Here is a 21,564-nt window from a genome sequence, read left to right as displayed (position 1 = left end):
GGCGCCGCGTCAGGCGAGGCGGCCGACCGTGCGGTCGCTCAGGTCGACGACGAGGGCGCGGGTGTCGATCCACGGTCCGTTGGTGACCTTGGCGACGACGCGCAGGCAGCGGTGCTTTCCGCATGCCGTGAGGTCGGAGGGGACCTTCGCGACGGTCTCCTTGCGGAACACCATGCCGCTGAGCTGCAGTTGGTCCGCCTTGGTGAGCTCCTTGCCGGTGGCGTCCGCGTAGTCGGCCCTGAGGTCGGCGCCGAGCCGGTCGCCGATCAGCAGCCGGGCGGCCTCGGCCAGTTCGTCCTGGCTGGGCGGCGGCTGCACGCCCTGGTCGGTCCGGGTGTCCTCGACCTTGCCGGTGTCGAGGTTCACGGTCCTGGTGACGACGGTGTCGCTCTTGTAGTCGTAGGAGACGACGTCCGCGCGGCGCTGTGCGGCGGCCGGGCCGCTCAGGCCGGGGTCGATCTCCGTCAGGTTCGTCGACAGGTGCTGGGGGCCGCGGTCGCCCTCGACGTCCCTCGCGTCCCTCCGCAGGCCGTTGTCCGACACCGCGAGCCGCTCGGCCCGGGTGATCTCGGCGTCGGTCAGCGGGTCCCGGCCGACGCCCTTGTCGCCGTCCTCGGGGGCGGCCTCGATGTTTCCTTCCGGAGCCACCGCGTCCTGCTGGGCCGCTCCCGCCCTGGCCGCGTCGCCGGCGCCCCCCGCGCCGTCCGGCAGGCTCACGCCGACCGCGACGGCGGCACCGGTGACCGCGAGGGCCACTGTCGCCACCAGTTTCCCGAGATGGCGTCTTGCTAGCTCGCGCACATCTACCCCCCTGCTTCCCCGGCAGTCCCACGCACGGGCATACCGGTATTACGTGGTCTTCATGTAAGAGGGGGCCAACTCGTAGGTGGTTCCGCCACTTTCGGGGGAGAGACTGACTGTTGTCGCCCGGACCCCCGGGCCGGGAGTGGAAGAGTCGTCAGCATGCAGGTCTGGCCTGGACAGGCGTATCCGCTCGGCGCCACGTACGACGGCGCCGGCACAAATTTCGCGGTCTTCTCCGAAACCGCGGACCGTATCGAGCTGTGCCTCTTGCACGACGACGGTTCGGAGACCGCGGTGGAACTGCGGGAGTCCGACGCGTTCGTCCGGCACGCCTACCTCCCGGGGATCATGCCGGGACAGCGGTACGGCTACCGTGCGCACGGCCCGTACGAGCCCGATCGGGGGCTGCGCTGCAACTCGGCGAAGCTGCTCCTCGATCCGTACGCGCGCGCCATCAGCGGGCGCGTCGACTGGAACGAGGCGGTGTACGGGTACCCGTTCGGGAAGCCGGACGAGCGCAACGACCTGGACTCGGCGCCGCACATGATGGCGTCGGTCGTGGTGAACCCGTACTTCGACTGGGGCGACGACCGTCGGCCGCGCACCGAGTACCACGAGACGGTGCTCTACGAGGCGCACGTCAAGGGGCTCACGATGCGGCATCCGGCGCTGCCGGAGGAGCTGCGCGGCACCTACGCGGCGCTCGCGCACCCGGCGATCATCGAGCACCTCACCGAACTGGGCGTCACAGCGCTGGAGTTGATGCCGGTCCACCAGTTCGTCAACGACCACCGCCTGGTCGACATGGGTCTGAACAACTACTGGGGCTACAACACGATCGGCTTCTTCGCGCCGCACAACACCTATGCGTCGTGGGGCGACCGGGGCGAGCAGGTCCTGGAGTTCAAGTCGGCGGTGCGCGCGCTGCACCAGGCCGGCATCGAGGTGATCCTCGACGTCGTCTACAACCACACGGCCGAGGGCAACCATCTGGGCCCGACCCTGTCTTTCAAGGGTCTCGACAATCCGTCGTACTACCGGCTGACCGAGGATCCGCAGTACTACATGGACACCACGGGGACCGGGAACTCGCTGCTCATGCGGTCCCCGCACGTCCTCCAGATGATCATGGATTCGCTGCGCTACTGGGTGGAGGAGATGCATGTCGACGGGTTCCGCTTCGACCTGGCCGCCACGTTGGCGCGGCAGTTCCACGAGGTGGACCGGCTGTCGTCGTTCTTCGACCTGGTGCAGCAGGATCCGGTGGTCTCGCGCGTGAAGCTGATCGCGGAGCCGTGGGACGTCGGCGAGGGCGGCTACCAGGTGGGCAACTTCCCGCCGCTGTGGACCGAGTGGAACGGCAAGTACCGCGACACCGTACGGGACATGTGGCGCGGGGAGCCGCGCACCCTCGCGGAGTTCGCGGGGCGGCTCACGGGCTCGTCGGACCTCTACCAGGACGACGGCCGCCGCCCCCTGGCCTCCATCAACTTCGTGACCTGTCACGACGGTTTCACCCTGCACGACCTGGTGGCGTACAACGACAAGCACAACGACGCCAACGGGGAGGGCAACCGGGACGGCGAGAGCCACAACCGGTCGTGGAACTGCGGCGCGGAGGGCGAGACGGACGATCCGGAGGTGCTCGATCTGCGGGCGCGTCAGATGCGGAATTTCGTCGCCACGCTGATGCTGTCGCAGGGCGTTCCGATGCTCAGCCACGGCGACGAGTTCGCGCGCACCCAGGACGGCAACAACAACGCGTACTGCCAGGACAACGAACTGGCGTGGGTGCGCTGGGCGGCCCCGGACGCCCCGCCGGAGCCGTTCCTGGAGTTCACGCGCGCGATGGTGCGGCTGCGCCGCGAGCATCCCGTGTTCCGCCGGCGCCGCTTCTTCCACGGCCGGCCGGTGGAGGGCACGCACGACGAGCTGTCGGACATCGCCTGGTTCACTCCGGAGGGCGAGGAGATGACGCAGCAGGACTGGGGCGCGGCGCAGGCCCGCGCCCTGTCGGTGTTCCTGAACGGCAACGCGATCTCGGAGCCGGGCGCGCGCGGCGAGCGCATCGTGGACGACTCGTTCCTGCTGCTGTTCAACGCCTCCCCGAAGGACATGGAGTTCGTGGTGCCGGTCGATCACGGCCGGCAGTGGCAGGCCGTGATCGACACGGCGCTGCCCGACGGACTGCCCGCCGACGGCAGCCAGAAGGTGCAGGCGGGCGACCGGCTGACCCTGGCGGGCCGGAGCCTCACGGTGCTGCAACGGCCCGCCTAGGCTCCCTAAGGGGCCGTACGCGCAGTGCGACGAGGAAGGCCAGGCCCGCGGCCGCGCTGCCCACCGCGAACGCCGCAGCGGGCCCGTGGGCCTGTGCGAGCCGCCCCGCCACGGCGAGCGTGACCGCCTGCCCGCCGACGAAGGCGCTCGCGGCGACCGTCATGCCCTCGGCGAGGCGTTCGCGCGGCACGGCCCGTTCGGTGAGCCCGAAGCCGGTGATGAGGTTCGGCGCGAACAGGGCGCCGAACACGGTCACGACGACGTACAGGACCGGCATGGTGTGGGTGACGATCAGCGGGAGCGACAGGAGGGCGGCGGCCGCGGTGGCGACGCGCCAGCGGGCGGGCAGCGCGAACCGTTCGGGCACCGCCGCCATCGACAGCCCTACGACGGCGCTCATGACGCCCATCGCGGCGTACACGAGGCCCGCCTGGTCCTCGTGGCCCAGTTCCTGGGTCAGCGCGGTGATTCCGGCGCCGCAGCCGCCGAGCAGGATGCCCAGCAGGACGAGCCCGACGCGTACGACATGGACCTGGCGCGGCATGCGGGGCCGGTCCTCCCGCGCGCGGGGCCGGGCGCCGGGCGCGGTCCGGGGGACGGCCGTGGCCGTGGGGTGCAGCGCGAACCCGGTGCCGCAGGCCGCGACGAGGAGGGCCGCGGTCCCGAACGCGTAGGCGGGGTGTGCCAGCACCGAGGCGACGCCGATGAGGGCGGGGCCGAGGACGAAGGACAACTCGTCCATGGTGGACTCCAGCGACAGGACGGCGTTCACCACCCGCTCGTCGGCGCCCTCCCGGCGCACGAGGGCCACCCCGCGGGCGCGGGCCAGCGGTCCGATGCCGGGCACGGTGGCGCCCGCGAGGACGCCGAGCGCGGCCAGGAGGAGCGTCGGCAGGTGGTACAGCGCGCCCAGCGTGTAGGCGGCTATGGCGCAGGAGTTGAGCAGCGCGAGGGCGAGCACGACCGGGCGCTGGCCGCGCCGGTCGGCGAGACGTCCCACGAAGGGCCCCATGGCGACCTGGCCGAGCGCGAGGGCGCAGGCGACGGTGCCGCCGGTGGCGAGCGAGCCGCTGGTACGGGTCACCAGCAGGACGCTGCCGAACTGGATCACCGCGACCGGCAGCCGTCCGAGGAACGAGACGACCGGCAGGAGCGTCCCGGTCACCCCGATCACCTGGCGGTACGTGTCGAGCGTGCTGGGTGTCTTCGCGGAGGTGCCGGTGGTCATCGTGCGACGCTAACGACACGTACCGCGGCTCCTGCATGCGGTGAAGGCACGAAAGACGGCCCCGGGGGTACGTAGATTCGCATGACGCCTCAGCATCCGACGGGCACCTACCGGCTCCAGCTGCAACCGGATCTCGGGTTCGCGGCGGCCGCGGCCGCCGTCCCGTACCTGGCCTCCCTGGGGGTCTCCCATCTCCATCTGTCGCCGGTCCTGGAGGCCGTGCCCGGGTCGACGCACGGCTACGACGTGGTGGACCCCGCGCGCGTGCGCGGCGAACTGGGCGGCGAGGACGGTCTGCGGGCGCTGGCCCGCACGGCGCGCGAACACGGCCTGGGGCTGGTCGTGGACATCGTGCCCAACCACATGGCCGCATCCGTGCGGCACAACCGGCCGTTGTACGAAGTGCTGCGCGACGGGCCGTCGTCCCCGTATGCGCGCTGGTTCGACATCGACTGGCAGGCGCAGGGCGGCCGGGTGCTGCTGCCCGTCCTGGCTCGTCACCTCGGGGACGAGCTGCCCCACCTGAAGGTGGACGGCGACGTACTGCGCTACTACGAACACGAGTTCCCCCTGCGTGAGGGCACCCGTACGCTGCCCTTACCGCAGCTCCTGGACGCGCAGTGGTACCGCCTGTCCTGGTGGCGGCTGGCCCGCACGGAGCTCAACTACCGCCGCTTCTTCACGATCTCGGACCTGATCGCGGTGCGCGTGGAGGACCCGGAGGTCTTCGAGGCGACCCACGCGACCGTGCTGCGTCTGCTGCGCGAAGGCGTCATCGAGGGCCTGCGCGTCGACCATCCCGACGGGCTCGCCGATCCGGGTGCCTACCTGCAGCGGCTGAGCGACGCCACGGGCGGCCGGTGGACCGTCGTCGAGAAGATCCTGGAGGACGACGAACAGCTGCCCGCCGCGTGGCCGGTGGCCGGCACCACCGGGTACGACGCACTGCGGCACATCGACGGCCTGTTCACCGACCCGGCGGGCGCGGACCGGTTGCTGGGGCTGTTCCGCCGGTTCACGGACGTCTCGGCCGACCGGGGCGGCCAGTGGGCGGCGACCGCGCGGCGGGCCGCGCACCGGGTCGTCACGCACGAGCTGGCGACCGAGGTGGACCGGCTGACGCGGGAGGCGGCCGCGCTGTGCGACCTGGCGCCGGATCTGCGCGACCACGCCCCCTGGGCGCTGCGCACGGCCCTGCGCGAGCTGCTGGTGCGCGTCCCGGTGTACCGGCCGTACCCGAGCGGGGGCGCCGATCCGGAGACGGTCCTGACGGCCGCGGACGCGGCCGACGCGAAGGGTGCGTTCGCCGTGCCCGAGGAGGCCCGCGCGGTCGACGCCGTACGGGAGCTGGCGCTCGGGCGGCGCGGCGACGGGCCGGCGCACACGGCGTTCCGGGCCCGGTTCGCGCAGACCGCGTCGGCGCTGCGGGCCAAGTCGGTCGAGGACACGGCGTTCTACCGGCACACGCCGCTCCTGTCGGCCCTGGAGGTGGGCGGCTGCCCCCGCAGCCCGGCGGTCACGGCCGGGGCCTTCCACGCGTACTGCGCGCGCGTGCAGCGGGACTGGCCGTACACGTCGACGGTGCTGTCCACGCACGACACGAAGCGGAGCGCGGACGTGCGGGCGGGCATCGCGGTGCTCACCCAGTGCCCCGACCGGTGGGAGACGCTGCTGGCCCAGGTGACGGAGCTGACCGCGCGCGGCGGCGGCACGAGCTCCCCGGACCCCCAGCTGGCGTGGGCGGCCTGGCAGACGGTGGCCGGTCTCGGCCCCGCGGCCCCGGAGCGGCTCCAGGGGGCACTGCTCAAGCACGCGCGCGAGGCGGGCCTGTTCACCACGTGGACGGAGCAGAACACCGCCTACGAGAGCGCCGTGCACGATTTCGTGGCGTCCGGTCCCTGCGGCCCTCCGGGGGACGCGGTGCTGCGCTTCATGGACGAACTGGCGCCCCATGTCCGGGCGAACGTCCTGGGCGCGGCCCTGGTCCACCTCACGATGCCGGGCGTACCGGACGTCTACCAGGACACCGAGCACGAGTACCGCGCCCTGGTGGACCCGGACAACCGGGCGCCCGCCCGCTTCGGTCCGAAGGAGAGCGGCGCGCTCTCCGAGGAGAAGGCGGCGCTCACCAAGGTGGCGCTGCGCCTGCGCGGGGAGCACCCCGAGTGGTTCGGGGGCGCGGCCACGTATGCGCCGCTGCCCGTGGAGGGCGCGGCCGAGGGGCACTGTGTGGCGTTCGCACGCTCGGGCCGGGTGGCCGTGGTGGCGACCCGCCTGTCGTTGCGGCTGGCCGACGCGGGCGGATGGCGGGAGACGGAACTCGTGCTTCCCGAAGGCGAGTGGACCGAACTGCTGGCTCCGGGGCGGCGGTTCAGCGGGCACGCGCGCGTGGCGGACGTTCTGGGGTCGCTGCCGGTGGCTCTGCTGGTCCGTGCCGAGGTCAGTGCAGGCTGACGCGGAGGGCTGCGGGAGACCGGGTGAGGAGCCCTTCGGGGACGGGCCGGAAGTCCGGCGCCCAGGCCAGCCGGGGCAGCGCGTCGAGCAGGGCGCGCAGCCCCGACCCGGCGGTGAGGCGGGCGAGCTGGATGCCCAGGCAGCGGTGCCGGCCCGCGCCGAACGCGAGCTGCCCGGGCGTCGCCCGGAAGATGTCGTAGCGGTCGGGGTCGGCGAACCGGTCGGCGTCCCGGCCCGCCGAGCCCACCAGGCACGCCACGGTGGCGCCGGCCGGTATCGTGCCGCCGCTCACCGCGACCGGAGCGAGGGCCCGGCGCAGCACGATGTGCACGGCGGGGTCGTGGCGCAGCGACTCGGCCCAGGCGGCGTCGGCCAGTTCGGGCCTGGCCCGGACGAGGGCCAGCTGGGCGGGGTGGTCCAGGAGGTTGGCGAGGAGCGAGGCGAGGGCCCGGTCGGTGGCCTCGCCGCCCGCGCCGAGCAGGTTCGCCACGATCGCGGTGACCGCCTCGTCGGACAGCGGCCGTCCGTCGGCCCGGGCGGTGCACAGCACCGACAGGAAATCGTTCCGCGGGTGCGCGCGGCGGCGGACGACGTGCGGGCGCAGAAAGGCGTCCAGGCCGGCGGGCGCCGCACCGAGATGGGTCAGGCCGGAGCGGCACCAGTCGGTGACGCGGGCGGTGTCCTCGTAGGGCAGACCGAGCGCGGCCACCACCGCGGCGGCGGGCAGCCAGTGGCAGAACTCCTCCACCAGGTCGGCTTCCCGGCGCCGGGTGAGGCGGCGGGCGAGCACGTAGGCGGTGCGTTCCACGCCTGCCTTCAGTGCGGCCAGCGCGCGCCCTTGCAGCGCCGGGGAGACCAGGGCGCGGTGCGCGGTGTGCGTGGCGTCTTCCAGGTGGGCGAGACTGCCGCCGGGCGGCGGGGCGACCAGGCGGGGGTCGGTCAGGGCGGCGCGGACGTCCACGTAGCGGCTCAGCAGCCACGCGCCGAAGGGCTCGTCCTGGAGGAGCGGGTGGGTCTCGCGCAGCGTGCGGTACAGCGGGTAGGGGTCGCGGGCGACGTCCGGGTCCGCGAGGCTCGGCGGCAGCGGGGTGGCGCGGCGTGTGTGTGCGCCGTGCGCGCTGGGGCGTGAGGCCGGTCCGGAAGGGCACAGCACCGCGGGCTCCACTCTGGGCCGGTGCGCGCACGGGTTGCTGCGCGCGGCTGTACCCAGCGCACCACCGGGGACCCCGGCGCGCAGCCCTCGTACGGCCGGACGGGTGACGGCGGTGCCCCTGCGCGCCCCGGCGGCCGGAGAATCCGTGCGACGGCCGCGGGAAGCCGGGTGGGCCCCGGACGGGAAACGGAGTCCGCCGACGGTCACCGCACATGGATGCACGCCCCACACGGTCCGATGTCGTCGGCGAGATGTTCCTCACCCTCGTGGGGCGTAGCCTGCACCGGCAATGAACGTCGGCAGAGGCCTTCTTGACAGGTGCGGCCGAGCGTGGGGTACTGCGGGTGCTGACGCCGGGAGCACCAACGGGGGTGAGTCACCTGACGGAGCAGCGATACCCCACCTCGGCCGAACTGGTCCAGTCAGCGCGGGAGCTGGCGACTGCCCGGCCCGACCTGTGCGCACTACGCCAGGTCGGTACGTCGCGTGCCGGAAGGCCGCTTCATCTGCTGTCCGTCGGACATGACCGGCGTACAGTGCTCGTCGTCGCGGGCGCGCACGCCAACGAGCCGACGGGTGGCTCCACCGTGCTGAGTCTCGCCGAACGGGCCCTGCTGGACCGGTCGTTGAGATCCGACAGATCGTGGCACTTCCTGCTGTGCGCGGATCCGGACGGGGCGTCCCTGCACCGCACGCCGGCCCCGCGCACCCTGCTCGACTACCACCGGCACTTCTTCCGTCCTGCGGGCCCCGAGCAGCCCGAGTGGTCGCCGTCGGTGCTGCCGCCGGACCGTCTCCCGCCGGAGACGACGACGCTCACCGGAGTCATCGACGAGCTGCGCCCGTACCTCCAGGTGTCGCTGCACGGCACGGAACTGGGCGGGAGCTGGGTGCAGTTGACCCGGGACATACCGGGGCTCGCGGAGCCCTTCGCCAAGTCGGCGGCGGAGCTGCACATACCGGTGGAGACGGGTGCGTCGGACGCGGCGGGCTGGCCGACGTCCGGGCCGGGCGTGCATGTGATGCCGGACCCCGACGTCCAGGCCGCGTTCCCGAGTCTGCCCGACGACGCCCGGCACTCCACCTGGCACCACGCGCACCGCTACGGCGGCTCCACGGCGATCGTCGAGGTGCCGATGTGGGCCAGTGACCTGGTGGACGACCCGGCGCCGCATCCGGCGCCGGAGCGGGCGCTGCGGCGCATCTCGGCCCGGCTGAGCCGGGACACCCGGATGGTCAACGACATCCTGGCGGTCACCCTGCCCCGCCTGCCCGACACCACGGGACCGCTGCTGCGGGCGGCCCGCTGGGCGCTGAGCCTGGTGCCGGGCCTGGCCGACGACTGGCTGCAACCGCCGCCGCCGGACGCGACGATGGCGTACGTCGGCAGCATCGACGCGTTCGCCCGGCGTCTGCCGCTGCGGGCCGCGGCCATGCTGCTGCGGGTCCTGGAGGAGGCCGAGGACCCGGCGGCGCCCCGCCTGGACGCCCTCGTCACGCGGTGGTGCGAGGTGTACGCGGACCGGTTCGGGGCGCGCTGGGTGCCGGTGGACCACCAGATCGAGCACCAGGCACGGACGACGATCGCGGCGGTCCGGCACGCCCAGGGGTGAGCGACGCGGTCAGCGCGCGAGGGCGAAGACCGATCCTGTGGAGGCGTGCAGGACGCACGGGTTGGCGAAGTCGCGGGCGTACGCGACGCGGTGGCCGTCCCACATCCCGTACGCGTAGGCCGTGACCGGCTGGTAGATCATGGTGCAGGGCGTCTGCTCGGCGTCGATCCGGCGGATGTCGCCGTCGACGGCGGCGAGTTCGCGGCAGGCCCGCTCGGCGTGCGGGTGCCCGCTCCCCCGCCCGGCGGGGCACCGCAGCAGCACGTCCGTCGTGTCGCCGAAGCCGTCGTCGCCCCGCAGGAGGGTCAGGGAGACCCAGTTGCCCGGCCGCGGCTCCTGCGGGGCGGCCTGCGCCGTGCCGGCCGTCGTGCCGAGCAGGGTGCCTGCGGCGGCCAGGGCCAGCAGGACGCCGCGTGCCTTCGAGACCGGGATCAGGGTCATGGGTGTCACCGTTCCTCGCTTTCAGGGGTGCGCGGGCGGGCGCCCGTGCCGGTGCATGCATCGACACGACGGGGCCCGCGCCTCACCTGGCGGGGGCGCCGTCCATCCGAACGGGATGCCGGGAGCGGTCAGTCGGCGGACAGCGGGAGCGGCGGAGCGGTCAGTTCGCGGACAGCCGGAACGACATCCGGCCGAAGGCGACCTGGTCGCCGTCCTGGACGACGGCGGCACCGATCACCCTGCGGCCGTTCACGGACGTGCCGTTGGTGGAGCCGAGGTCGCGCAGCACCCACATGCCGCCCTGGCTGCTCAGCTCGGCGTGCACCCGGGAGACCGTCTCGTGGCTGAGACGCAGCCCGTTGGCCGGGTCGCGGCCGATGCGCAGCGGGTACGGGTTGACCTGCGGGGGCAGCAGCAGCTTCGGCAGGCGCTCGACGGTCCATGCCCGGCGCAGCCGCACGGTGAACCCGGAGACCGCTCCCACGGCCCCGAGGACGGCCCGCGACCACTTGTTCTCGTGCCGCAGATCGGCGGTGAGCGCGTCGAGTTCGGCGGATCTGCGGGCGGCCAGTGCCAGCTCCATGCGGCGCACGAACGTGTCGTGCGAGAGCCGCCCGAGCGCGACTCCGTCCCTGAGCACCCTCAGCGCGTCGTCCCGCTCGGCGTCGGACAGCCGAGCCGGGTACGTGTGGTGTTCAAAAGAGGACGTCACGCTGAAGATTGTCGGGCAGTGCGGCCGGGGTGTCCAGAAAACGAGGAGCGTCCCGCTCCAGTCCGCTGCTACGTTCGCCCCGCCGCGGCCACGAACGGGCCGCCTCATAAGGAGAGTTCTTGACCTCTGTACCGCACGAGGCGCCCGGTGACCTGGTGGTCCGCCCCCTCACCGAGGACGACGCCCGGCTCTTCCGCACGATGGACGACCCCGGCCTGGTCGGCCGCGTCCTGGCCGGAGTCGAGTACCGCACCCGCGCCGAGGGCGGCGACTACGACCCGGCCTGGACCTGGGTGGCGCTGCGCGAGGGGCGCGTCGTCGCCCGGGCCGCCTGGTGGGGAGCCCCGGACGACGAGAAGCCGGTGAACCTGAACTGGTTCGACGTCGCCGAGGACGACGTCGAGGCGGGCGTCGCCTTGCTGGAGCAGGCTCCGTACGACGTCGAGTACGAGCTGATCCTGCCCGCCGACTGGAAGGAGCGCCCGGACGCGCGGGCGGCCGCGGAGGCGCGCATGGAAGCGGCGCGGAAGGCGGGTATGCGCCTTCTTGTGGAGCGTTTCCGCTATCGCTGGACGCCGGAGAACGGGCTGCCGCAGCGGCCGGGGCGGCTGGAGTTCCGGCCCGAGCGGGACGACGCGGTCGTGCTGGACGTGCTGCGCCGCGTGCACTCGGTGACGCTGGACGCGCACGCGCTGGTCGCGATCGAGCAGGGCGGCCTCGACCAGGCCGCGCGGGAGGAGCTGGACTTCTTCCACTGGTGCCCGTCGCCGCGGGAGTGGCTGCGGCTGGCGTACACGGCCGACGGCGAGCTCGCCGGGATCCATGTGCCCGCGCACAACCCGACAGGGCCCTGCATCGGTTTCATCGGGGTGGTGCCCGAGCAGCGCGGACACGGCTACGCGTACGACCTTCTGGTCGAATCGACGCACTTCCTTGTCGAGCGCGGCGCGGACTTCATCGACGGTGCCACGGACGACGGCAACTTCCCTATGGCGGCGCATTTCACGAGAGCCGGGTACCCGGTGACACAGAAGCGCGTCCACATGGTGTGACCTCGCGCAGGGCGCGGAGTGGGGACCCAGTAGTGGTGAATCCCCGGCGCGGCGATCACTCGTGACGCACCATGGACGCGTCGTCACTGTCGGCAGACATCCGGCTACGAGGGGGAAGCGTCCGTGCAGTTCGAGGTGTGGGCACCACAGGCGGAGCGGGTCACACTCCATTGCGACGGCGCCACGCGCGCGCTGGAGAAGGACCCGGACCGCGCGGGCTGGTGGTCGGGGCAGGCCGACGCCGGGGACGGATCGCGGTACGGGTTCGCGCTCGACGACGGCCCCGTACTGCCCGACCCGCGCTCGCGCCGTCAGCCCGACGGGCCCGACGGCCTGAGCGCGGTCGTCGACCACAAGCGGCACGTGTGGCGCGGCGACTGGGCCGGGCGGGGGCTGACCGGAGCGGTCCTGTACGAGCTGCACGTGGGCACGTTCACGCGGGAGGGCACGCTCGACGCGGCCGCCGAGCGTCTCGGCCATCTGGCCGAACTCGGCGTGACGCATGTCGAGTTGATGCCCCTGTGTCCCGTCCCCGGCCGGCACGGCTGGGGCTACGACGGGGTCAGCCTGTGGGCCGTGCACGAGCCGTACGGCGGCCCCGAGGCGTTGAAGCGCTTTGTCGACACGGCGCACGGGCTCGGCCTCGGGGTCGTCCTCGACGTCGTGCACAACCACCTGGGTCCGTCGGGCAACCATCTGGCCGCCTTCGGGCCGTACTTCACGGACACGCACCACACACCGTGGGGCAGCGCCGTGAACCTGGACGCGCCCGGCTCGGACGAGACCCGCGCCTTCCTTCTGGGCAGCGCGCTGGCCTGGCTGCGCGACTACCGGATCGACGGGCTGCGCCTCGACGCGATCCACGAGCTGCACGACCGGCGCGCCCTGCCCTTCCTGGAGGAGCTGTCGGCCGGGGTGGACGCGCTCGCGGAGCGGCTCGGCCGCCCGCTGTTCCTGATCGGCGAGTCCGACCTGGGCGACCCGCGGGTCATCACGCCGCGCGCGGAGGGCGGTCTGGGGCTGCACGCACAGTGGAACGACGACGTGCACCACGCCGTGCACGCGGCCGTCACCGGTGAACGGCAGGGCTACTACGCCGACTTCGCGCGCGCGCCACTGGCCGCTGTCGCCAAGACGCTGACGCACGGCTTCTTCCACGACGGCGGCTATTCGTCGTTCCGCGGCCGCCACCACGGCCGGCCCGTCGACCGCGCCCGCACCCCGGCGCACCGGCTGCTGGCCTACACCCAGACCCACGACCAGGTCGGCAACCGCGCCCAGGGCGACCGGCTCGCCGCCTCCGTCCCGCCGGGCCTGCTGGCGTGCGCGGCGGCGCTGGTCCTGACGGGCCCGTTCACGCCGATGCTGTTCATGGGCGAGGAGTGGGCGGCGAGCACGCCGTGGCAGTACTTCACCGACCACACCGACCCGGGGCTCGCCGACGCCGTCCGCAAGGGGCGGCGGCGGGAGTTCGCCGCGCACGGCTGGGCGGAGGAGGACATCCCCGATCCGCAGGATCCGGCCACGCGCGAGCGGTCCTGCCTCGACTGGTCGGAGCCCGGAACGGGGCACCACGCGCGCGTGCTGGCCTGGTACCGCGACCTGATCGCCCTGCGGCGCGCCCGTACGGACCTGCGGGATCCGGATCTGGCGGCGGTCAAGGTCGCGTACGACGAGGAGGCCCGCTGGATCGCCTACCGGCGGGGGGATCTCCGGGTGGCGGTGAATCTGTCGGGGCGGCCGGTGTCGATCCCGCTGGGGCGGCCCGTGGCCCAGGTGCTGGCGGCGTGGGAACCGGTGCAACTGCCGGGTTCCGACGGCACGTTGACGGTGCCGGCGGAGTCCTGTGTGATCGCGGTCGCGCCGTAGGGAGCGGGGAGGGCGTGGGCGGCTGCGGGTTTTCCTCGTGGCGGCATGCCTCAGGGGCGCGGGGAACCTCGCGCGAAGCCCCATCGGACCCGCACCCGCCACGTCACCCTTCCGACACCAGCTCCAGCAGGATCGGCTCCCAGGCCCGCTCCAACCGCACCCGCAGCAGGCCCTCGGGGCTGCTGCCGTCCGCTCCGTGGAGCCGCTCGGCCAGCCGCACCAGCGCATCGCAGCGGGCCAGCCACAGTCCCCGCAGACAGACCCGGGGCCCGTACCCGGCGAGCGTCGCGCACCGCACGGCCGCCCGCGCGCCCACCGCGATCGCGAGGCCCGCGATGTCCTCGGCCGGGTCGCCGACGACCGCGTCGGCCCAGTCGAGGACGCCGCGGACGCGGCCGTCGGGCGAGACGGTCAGGTGCTCGCCCTTGAGGGCGTGGTGGACGAGCCCGGCGTCCGCCTGGGGGCCGAGCTGGGCGACGGCCTGCGGGGTCAGCTGGGCGAGCCGCCCCGCCTCGAACTCGCCGTCCTCGCCGAGTTTCCGGGCCGCGGCGCCGGCCTGACGCCGCAGGTTCTCCAGGGAGCGCGGCGCCGCCTTCGGCACCCCGAGCGGCACGGCGCGGGCGGCCGGCACCGAGCGCAGGCCGGTGAGCAGTCCCGCGAGGTCCTCCTCACCGGCGGCGGTGACGTCCCGGACCTCGGCGGAGTCGCCGGACAGCCGGGTGTCCAGGGTGTAGGCGAGGCCGGGCGCCCACTCCCCCGTCGCGACGGACACGGGCACGGCCACCGTGACGTAGGGGCGCAGGAGGTCCCGCAGTCGCAGCTCGCGGCGCATGCCCCGGGACATCGGGGCGTCGGGGGCGAGCCGCAGCACGTGCCGGGCGCCCACCCACCAGGCGCGGCCGCCTCCCTCGGTGACCGGGTGCGTCTCGGCGCCGCCGCCCGGGAGCAGGGTCTCCAGGAGGCGGCGCACTGTCTCGGCGGTCGGCTGCTCCGTCGGCGGCATGGTCGGTCAGCCCACGATCGCCAGGTCCCGCGCGGTGGAGTTGAGGCGCCGGCCGCCGTCCTCGGTGACGGTGACGATGTCCTCGATCCGGACGCCGAAGCGGCCGGGGAGATAGATGCCGGGCTCGACCGAGAAGCACATCCCGGGGACGAGGGGCTGCTCCTCGCCCTCGATCATGTACGGCGGTTCGTGCGTGGTGACGCCGATGCCGTGGCCGGTGCGGTGGATGAAGTACTCGCCGTACCCGGCGTCGGTGATGACCTTGCGGGCGACCCGGTCGACGTCCTGGCAGGCGATGCCGGGCCGCACGGCGTCGCAGGCCGCGGTCTGCGCCTCGCGCACGATGTCGTGGACGCGGCGCTCCTCGTCGGTGGGTTCGCCGACGTGCACGGTGCGGGTGGTGTCGGAGCCGTAGCCGTGCTTGAGGCCGCCGAAGTCGAGGACGACCATGTCGCCGTCCTGGATGACGCGGTCGCCCGCCTCGTGGTGCGGGTTGGCGCCGTTGGGACCGGAGCCGACGACCGTGAAGTCGACCTGCGAGTGACCGAACCGCTTGAGCAGATCGGCGAGTTCGCGGGCGATGTCGTTCTCCTCGCGCCCGGCGAAGGCGACCTTCTTGATCTCCTCGTACGTGGCGTCGGCGGCGGCACCGGCGGCCGCGAGACGCTCCAGCTCGGCGGCGTCCTTGACCCCGCGCAGCATCGGCAGGGCCTCGGTCAGGGAGACGTACGAGGTGCCGGGCAGGGTGCGCTGCAGGCCGAGCAGGTGCATGGCCCAGGCGTTGTCGCTGACCCCGAAGCGGCCGGAGACGTCCAGCAGCGGGGCCGTGATCGCGTACGGGTCCTTACCGTCGGTCCAGTCGCGCAGGGTCATCGCGTCGGCGCCCGCGGCCCTGGCGGCGTCGGGCGCTTCCAGGGTGGGCACGACCAGCGTCGGCTCCTGGCCCGCGGCGAGCACGAGGAGGGTGAGCCGCTCGGTGTCGGCCGGCACGTGGTAGCCGGTGAGCCAGACCAGGTCGGGCCCCGGCGCGACCAGCACTCCCGCCAGTCCGGCGGCCGCCGCGGACTGCGCCGCACGGTCCATCCGGGCCTTGTAGTCGGCGGCGGTGAAGGGCGCGGGTGTGCCGGTCGTCATGGCGGGCCTCCGTAACGGGGCGACAACGGGGACAAGGGTCTACGGCAGCATCCTGCCCGGCCTCGCGGGAGCGCGCGAGTCCGCTTCCTGGCCATCGCTCCCCTGCTGCGCAGCGAGCCGTACTGCTTAACGGAAAGGCATTGCTGAAGCATTAGATCTAATGGTTAGATCCGAGCTATCCGTTAATTCCGTCTGCCTCCGTCAGGCCGACTCCGCGAAGGACGTACGCCCATGCTTGTGCTGGCCCAGATCAGCGATCTGCATCTCGACGGGACCCCGCGCGCCACGGAGCGGGCGCGCCGCGTGCTGGACCATCTGCGAGCGCTGCCGGGGCCGGTGGACGCCCTCCTGGTGACCGGTGACATCGCGGACCACGGCGCCGAGACGGAGTACGAGGAGGCGGCCGAGCTGCTCGGGCTGCACGGTCCGGCGGCGCCGGTGCCCGTCCTGACCTGCCCGGGCAATCACGACAGCCGCGTCCCGTACCGCAAGGCCCTGCTGCGCGAGCCCGCCGCCGGCGGTCCGGTCAACCGTGCGCACCGGGTGGGCGGTGCGGCCGTGCTCATGTGCGACTCCAGCATCCCCGGGGCGGACGAGGGGGCGCTGGACGAGGAGACGTACGCCTGGATCGAGGAGGAGCTCGACGCGCTGGACGGCGAGACGCCCGTCCTGATCGCCTTCCATCACCCGCCCGTGGCCCTGCACCACCCGCTGCCCGACCGGTATCAGCTGGCCCGGCCGGACGCCCTGGCCCATCTGCTGGAGCGGCGGCCGGAGATCGTCGCGGTGATCACGGGGCACGCCCACAGCCCGGCCGCGACCACGTTCGCCGGCCGGCCGCTGGTCGTGGGGCCCGGCGTGACCTGGACGCTGCGGCTGCCCTGGGAGGGCGAACAGGTCGCGGACCGGGAGGCGCCGGTGGGCCTCGCGTTCCATGTCCTGGACGACGAGCGGCGGTTGACGACGCATTTCCGCACCGTCTGAACGCACATCCCGTGGACCGCCCCCTCCTGGACCGAGGCCGGCCGGACCAGACCCGCATCACGTCACCACCCCGGGAGTGACCGCCAACTTCTGCTGTGCGCCGCTGTCGTGACGCACCGTCATGACGAGCTGGTGCCCGGGGCGGGTGTCGGCCACGACGGCCGCGAGGTCGCTCGCCGAGCCGATGTGCGCCGCGCCGAGGCTCAGCAGGACGTCACCGCGCACCAGTCCGGCCGTGTAGCCGGGCCCGGGGACGTGCACCGCGACGACGAGCGCGCCGGGCCCCTTGGGCGCGTCGACCACCTCGACGCCGAGGCTGCCCCGGACGGCGGCCGGGGCCGGGATCGGGGCCGCGCTCCGCGCGGGCGGCGCGGACGGTTTCGCCGGGCCCGCGGCGGCGGCCTGCCGCTGCATCTCGGCGAGTCGGCTCATGCCGATGACCGTGGCGCCGACGGTGCCCAGGCCCACGCCCGCCAGCACCAGGACCAGTGCGCACAGGACACCGGCCAGCATCCCGACCAGGCGCCTGCCCCGGCGCCGCGCGGCATGCGGACGGCGGGCGGGCCGGGATTCCGGGCCGGGCCCCGCGGGGTCGCGCCCCGGCGAGCCCGGCATGGACTTGGGGCGCAACGCGGTCTGTTCCATGGGTCGCCGCCTCCGGTCCTGGGGTGCTCGCTCCGGCCTCAGCCCTACCCTCCGGGCCCTCCCGCGACGATCCACGAACGAGTGAGAGTGCCTCACCGCGCTCGAATTTCCCGGCGTTTACGCAGGTCGGCCCGCGGGTCAGCCGGTCAGTGCGGCGGCGAGGTCGGCGGCCGGGCCGCGCAGCGTGCCCGTATGGAGGAGTTCGGTGCGGTGCACGACGCGGGGCGCGGTGAGCGGTACGGCGCTGAGGCCCGGCACTCCGGCGGCGAGCGAGGCGGGCAGCAGCGTCAGGCCGTGCCCGGCCGCGGCGAGGGTCAGCAGCGTGCGGACGTCCGCGCCCTCGTAGCGCAGCGCCGGGCGCAGGCCGCCGCCGCCCAGGACCGTGCGCAGCCCGTCGAGGGGGAGGCCCGCGCCGGGGGCGTCGAGCCAGCGGGCGTCGACGAGGTCGGCGAGGCGCAGCCCGGTGCGGCCGGCCAGCGGATGGCGTACCGGGAGGACGACGTGGACGGGTTCCTCGGCGACGCCGCGGGTGGTGAGCGGGGCGACGTCGGGCAGCCGCAGCGGGTCGCTGGGCGCGGCGACGCCGTCCACGACCCCCAGTTCGGCGTGGCCGGTCGCGACCGTCGCGGGGATCTCGTCGCGGGGCAGCACCCGCACGGTCACCCCGGCGTGCGGCAGCAGCGCGGCGGTGCGCTCGCGCAGCGCGGTCGGCGTGACGGCGACGGTGAGGCCGTGCCCGGGGGCCGCCGCGGTGCGCTTCACCTCCGCGCGGGCCGCCTCCAGGCGCAGCAGCAGCGGCGCCGCGTGTTCCAGGAGCCGCTCCCCCGCCGCCGTCGGGGCGACGGGCCGCCGGGTCAGCAGCGGGACGCCGAGGTCCTGTTCCAGGGCGGCGATGTGCTGGGAGACGGCGGACTGGGTGTAGCCGAGCTCCTGCGCCGCCGCGGAGAAGGAGGCGAGGCGGGCGACGGTGACGTACGTGCGCAGGAGGTGCGGGTCCATGGCGTCCAGGATCCCGGACGGGCATCAGGAACGCTTATGGAGGGTGCAGTTTTCATCGTTGGACGTGAACGGGAGGCGCGGCCGACGATGGTCGGCATGACCTCCGCACCGCATGCTCCCGCCCGGATCGCCCTGGTCGGCGACCGCTCCCCGAACGTCGTCTCGCACACCCGGGTCCCGCTGCTCCTCGACGCCCTCGCCGCCCGGGAGCGCCTCGTCCTCGACGCGTACTGGATCCCGACCGAGGACGCCGAACCGCCGGGCGCGGTGCGTGGCTTCGACGCGGTGTGGGTGCTGCCGGGCAGCCCGTACCGCAGCGAGGCGGGGACGCTCGCGGCGATCCGCACGGCCCGCGAGGACGGCGTCCCGTTCCTCGGCACGTGCGGCGGCTTCCAGCACACGCTGCTGGAGTACGCGCGGAACGTGTGCGGTCTGGCCGGCGCGGCCCACGCCGAGAACGATCCCGACGCCGACGACCCGCTGATCGCCCCACTGGCCTGCTCGCTCGTCGGCCACGAGGGCACCGTGACGCTGACCGGCGGTTCGCTCGCCGAGTCGGTGCTCGGCGCGGACCGCACGGTCGAGCGCTACCACTGCGGGTACGGCCCCGCCGCACACCTGGACACGCTGCGCGCGCACGGCCTGCGCTTCACGGGCACCGACGAGGAGGGGCAGGTCCGGATCGCCGAACTGCCCACGGACCGGCACCCGTTCTTCCTCGCGACGCTCTTCCAGCCGGAGCTGTCCGGCGACGGCAGCCGCCCGCACCCGATCGTGCAGGCCCTGGCCCGCGCGGCGGCCGCGCACGCGGCGGCCACCGCACGGGTCTGACGTCCGGCTCCAGGCGGCGTGGCCGCCGCCGTTCCCGGCCCCGTGGTCACGTCACAAGACGGCAGGTGCCGCGGCGGCGGTGCCTGAAAGTCCTGTTCCGGACGCGAAGGTCCTGAAACCGGAAGCGGAGCCCGTGGGGGCCCGGTCCGGCAGGAAGCCGTGGGTGCGGCTCGCCAGGTGGTCGGCGCGGTAACGGTCCACGCTCCGGTGCCAGTTGAGGATGCCCGCCATCCAGTTGCGCAGCTCCTCGACGTACCCGTCCATGACCGTGCGCGCCTCGCGGGACAGCTTGAAGTCCTCGTACAGGACGGGCAGTTCGTGTGCCGCGATGTGCTCGAACTGCTGGATGCGCTGGGTCAGCAGGTCGTGCACGACGCCGAGCGCGGTCGGGTAGTCGGTGCCGAAGAAGTTCTGTACGACGAGGATCGCGTTGTGGATCTCGCCCTCGTACTCGATCTCCTTCTGGTACGAGAACACGTCGTTGAGCAGCATCGCGTAGTCGACGGCCGAGTTCTCCAGGGCCCGGACGGGTCCGGTGCGGTAGACCGCCGGCGGCACGGCGGGCCCGTGTCCCATGCGGCACAGGCTCATCGTGAGGTCGGCGCCGAAGGTGGCGCGGCGCATCTCCAGGTAGTCGACGGGGTCGGGGACGCGGTTCTGGATCTGGTTCGCCAGCTCCCACAGCCAGCTCTCCGTCATGACCTCGACGGCGTCCTTCAGGGTGCCGCGCTGCTCGGCCGTCATGTCGCGGGTGGTGTCGCGCCACAGGTCGGCGAGGCCGCGCTCCATCGCGTTGGCGGGGGCCGGGATGTCGGCGCCGTCGAGCGGCATGCACGCCGACAGGCGCCGGGTGCACAGCCGGGCCGCGGCGAGGTCGCGGCGGTGGCCGAAGACCAGCGGGTAGTAGTCGTCGCCGTACGTTCCCCAGGCCAGCCACCGCGCGCTGAGGTCGAGGGCCTCGGGCGAGCCGTCGGGGTCGATGCCCGCCGAGCAGAGCGCGAGGTCGGCCGCGGCGAGCTTGTCCTCGTCCCAGACGCCCTCCTCCAGGATGCCCACGCGGTGGGACCACTGGACGAGACGCTCGCGGGCGGTGTCGAGTCCGGAGTTGAGCCGCAGCTGGAACGGCATGTAGAGGTCCGGGATCCGGGACGGTCCCACCTTCTGGAACGGCACGTGGGTGTGGGCCCGCAGGCGCTGCGCCCCCAGGTCCTGGAGCAGCGCCCGCACATCGGCGGAGCCGCTGCCGAGCCCGGTCGGCCCGCCCAGCGGCGACGGCCGGTCGACGGCACCCTTGTTCATGTACCGGCTGGAGCGCAGATGCCACTCGTGGCCGCCGGACTGCCAGTCCTGCAGCCCCTGCGTGTACGCGGCGACGGCGGCGACCTCGTCCGGGGTGAGCCCCTTCTCCAGGACGAGTGCGGGGACTTCGGTGAGCGCGGTGTGCTCGAACTGGTGCAGCCGCGAGGTCAGCACGTCGTTGACGGCCTCCGCCGCCTCCTGTGTCGTGCAGCCGAAGAAGGTCTCCAACACCAGGACGCCGTTGGAGAGTTCACCCTCGTCGCGGACCTCTCGCTCGTAGGAGAACAGGTCGTTGCGCAGGTGCACCGCGTCGGAGAAGGTCTCCATCAGGACGCGCAGCGGACGCGAGCGGGCGACGGCGGCCGGGACCTCGGCGGTCGCGTACTCGACGAGTCCGGCCGACCAGGGGGCGCCGCCCACCTTGCGGCGCATCTCGATGTACTCGACGGGGTTGGAGATCCGCCCCTCGTTGATGTTGGAGAGTTCCCACATCGACTCGTTGAGCAGGTGCTCGGTCGACTCGGCGAAGCGTCGTCGCCAGTCCGCCGACATCGCGGGCACGGTGCGCCGCCACAGGTCGATGAGGCCCGCCTCGACGGGGTTCTCCGGGTCGGGTACCGGCGTGGCGAGGTCCATCGGCATGAACAGGGGCAGCCGGTCGAGGTGCGCCTTGCCGCCCTCCCGGTCGTTCGTGCGCTTGTACATGTCGAGGAAGTGGTCGTCGAAGAAGAAGACCCACACGTACCAGTCGGTGATCAGCGAGAGCGCGGGGCCGTCGCAGTCGGGGTGCGTGTACGCGCACAGCAGACCGTAGTCGTGCGCGTCGAGGTCGCTCTGCTCCCAGACGCCGCTCCCCTCCAGCATGCCCATCTCGCGGGCCCACCCGGTGGAGTGCGCGCGGGCCTCGTCGAGATGCGGGTTGAGCCGCGCCTGGTACGGCATGTAGAAGCGCGGCAGCTGGAACGGCTGTGAGGACTGCTGTGTCATGAGCGCGGCCCTACCCGTGCGCCTCGACCGGCATCCACGGCCCCGACCATGATCGCCCCATCGCGTGAACCGGTCGGCG

17 protein-coding genes are annotated in these 21,564 nt (G+C 73.5%); 7 read left to right on the top strand and 10 right to left on the bottom strand.

Annotation, left to right across the window (positions count from 1 at the left end; translation table 11 throughout):
* Positions 1 to 9 precede the first annotated feature (9 nt).
* The gene (locus ACVHNB_RS10760) at positions 10 to 765 is read right to left on the bottom strand and encodes a Tat pathway signal sequence domain protein (RefSeq protein WP_456227909.1); all 756 of its coding nucleotides are present in this window, start codon (positions 763 to 765) and stop codon (positions 10 to 12) included.
* A 198-nt stretch (positions 766 to 963) separates the two neighbouring features.
* Between ACVHNB_RS10760 and glgX the strand changes: the two genes are divergently transcribed.
* On the top strand, positions 964 to 3,081 hold the full coding sequence (gene glgX, locus ACVHNB_RS10755) for a glycogen debranching protein GlgX (RefSeq protein WP_456227908.1): 2,118 nt from the start codon (positions 964 to 966) through the stop codon (positions 3,079 to 3,081).
* Here the strand turns inward: glgX and ACVHNB_RS10750 are convergent.
* On the bottom strand, positions 3,056 to 4,309 hold the full coding sequence (locus ACVHNB_RS10750; RefSeq protein WP_428951609.1) for an MFS transporter: 1,254 nt from the start codon (positions 4,307 to 4,309) through the stop codon (positions 3,056 to 3,058). The genes glgX and ACVHNB_RS10750 overlap by 26 nt on opposite strands.
* A gap of 81 nt (positions 4,310 to 4,390) precedes the next feature.
* Between ACVHNB_RS10750 and treY the strand changes: the two genes are divergently transcribed.
* The gene (gene treY, locus ACVHNB_RS10745; RefSeq protein ID WP_456227907.1) at positions 4,391 to 6,763 is read left to right on the top strand and encodes a malto-oligosyltrehalose synthase; all 2,373 of its coding nucleotides are present in this window, start codon (positions 4,391 to 4,393) and stop codon (positions 6,761 to 6,763) included.
* Here treY and ACVHNB_RS10740 read toward each other — a convergent pair.
* Positions 6,750 to 7,916 carry a cytochrome P450 gene (locus ACVHNB_RS10740; RefSeq protein ID WP_428951611.1) on the bottom strand — a complete coding sequence of 389 codons (1,167 nt, stop codon included), beginning with the start codon at positions 7,914 to 7,916 and terminating at the stop codon, positions 6,750 to 6,752. The genes treY and ACVHNB_RS10740 overlap by 14 nt on opposite strands.
* Before the next feature lie 371 nt (positions 7,917 to 8,287).
* Here ACVHNB_RS10740 and ACVHNB_RS10735 point away from each other — a divergent pair, with 371 nt between their 5' ends.
* Positions 8,288 to 9,529, top strand: a complete 1,242-nt coding sequence (locus ACVHNB_RS10735; RefSeq protein WP_428951612.1) for a M14 family zinc carboxypeptidase — start codon at positions 8,288 to 8,290, stop codon at positions 9,527 to 9,529.
* 9 nt (positions 9,530 to 9,538) lie between these two features.
* Here the strand turns inward: ACVHNB_RS10735 and ACVHNB_RS10730 are convergent, their stop codons facing one another.
* Together ACVHNB_RS10730 and ACVHNB_RS10725 are read right to left on the bottom strand one after the other, a co-directional pair.
* Entirely contained in the window at positions 9,539 to 9,970 is a 432-nt protein-coding gene (locus ACVHNB_RS10730; RefSeq protein ID WP_456227906.1) for an SSI family serine proteinase inhibitor, read from the bottom strand.
* 160 nt (positions 9,971 to 10,130) lie between these two features.
* Entirely contained in the window at positions 10,131 to 10,682 is a 552-nt protein-coding gene (locus ACVHNB_RS10725; protein ID WP_428951614.1) for an FHA domain-containing protein, read from the bottom strand.
* Positions 10,683 to 10,882: 200 nt separating this feature from the next.
* Here ACVHNB_RS10725 and ACVHNB_RS10720 point away from each other — a divergent pair, with 200 nt between their 5' ends.
* The gene (locus ACVHNB_RS10720; protein ID WP_428957504.1) at positions 10,883 to 11,734 is read left to right on the top strand and encodes a GNAT family protein; all 852 of its coding nucleotides are present in this window, start codon (positions 10,883 to 10,885) and stop codon (positions 11,732 to 11,734) included.
* Between the two features lie 123 nt (positions 11,735 to 11,857).
* On the top strand, positions 11,858 to 13,603 hold the full coding sequence (gene treZ, locus ACVHNB_RS10715; RefSeq protein ID WP_428951615.1) for a malto-oligosyltrehalose trehalohydrolase: 1,746 nt from the start codon (positions 11,858 to 11,860) through the stop codon (positions 13,601 to 13,603).
* Positions 13,604 to 13,706: 103 nt separating this feature from the next.
* Here treZ and ACVHNB_RS10710 read toward each other — a convergent pair whose 3' ends face one another.
* Positions 13,707 to 14,606, bottom strand: coding sequence for a phosphotransferase family protein (locus tag ACVHNB_RS10710; protein ID WP_456227905.1), 900 nt, complete (start codon positions 14,604 to 14,606; stop codon positions 13,707 to 13,709).
* Between the two features lie 6 nt (positions 14,607 to 14,612).
* Positions 14,613 to 15,740: a M24 family metallopeptidase gene (locus ACVHNB_RS10705; RefSeq protein WP_428951617.1), complete on the bottom strand. Its 1,128-nt coding sequence runs from the start codon at positions 15,738 to 15,740 to the stop codon at positions 14,613 to 14,615.
* A 231-nt stretch (positions 15,741 to 15,971) separates the two neighbouring features.
* Between ACVHNB_RS10705 and ACVHNB_RS10700 the strand changes: the two genes are divergently transcribed.
* The gene (locus ACVHNB_RS10700; protein WP_428951618.1) at positions 15,972 to 16,724 is read left to right on the top strand and encodes a metallophosphoesterase; all 753 of its coding nucleotides are present in this window, start codon (positions 15,972 to 15,974) and stop codon (positions 16,722 to 16,724) included.
* Positions 16,725 to 16,781: 57 nt separating this feature from the next.
* On the opposite strand, the gene ACVHNB_RS10695 is transcribed toward ACVHNB_RS10700, so the two are convergent.
* Positions 16,782 to 17,369: a PDZ domain-containing protein gene (locus ACVHNB_RS10695; RefSeq protein ID WP_456227904.1), complete on the bottom strand. Its 588-nt coding sequence runs from the start codon at positions 17,367 to 17,369 to the stop codon at positions 16,782 to 16,784.
* A 138-nt stretch (positions 17,370 to 17,507) separates the two neighbouring features.
* On the bottom strand, positions 17,508 to 18,368 hold the full coding sequence (locus tag ACVHNB_RS10690) for a LysR family transcriptional regulator (RefSeq protein WP_456227903.1): 861 nt from the start codon (positions 18,366 to 18,368) through the stop codon (positions 17,508 to 17,510).
* 96 nt (positions 18,369 to 18,464) lie between these two features.
* Here ACVHNB_RS10690 and ACVHNB_RS10685 point away from each other — a divergent pair, with 96 nt between their 5' ends.
* Positions 18,465 to 19,199, top strand: a complete 735-nt coding sequence (locus ACVHNB_RS10685; RefSeq protein WP_428951621.1) for a CTP synthase C-terminal region-related (seleno)protein — start codon at positions 18,465 to 18,467, stop codon at positions 19,197 to 19,199.
* A 51-nt stretch (positions 19,200 to 19,250) separates the two neighbouring features.
* Here ACVHNB_RS10685 and cyc2 read toward each other — a convergent pair whose 3' ends face one another.
* Positions 19,251 to 21,485, bottom strand: a complete 2,235-nt coding sequence (gene cyc2, locus ACVHNB_RS10680; protein WP_456227902.1) for a germacradienol/geosmin synthase Cyc2 — start codon at positions 21,483 to 21,485, stop codon at positions 19,251 to 19,253.
* Positions 21,486 to 21,564 lie beyond the last annotated feature (79 nt).

This window comes from Streptomyces sp. YJ-C3 (assembly GCF_053891275.1).
Note: the sequence above shows the minus strand (reverse complement) of the source record. Positions and strands in the feature narration are given on the sequence as shown.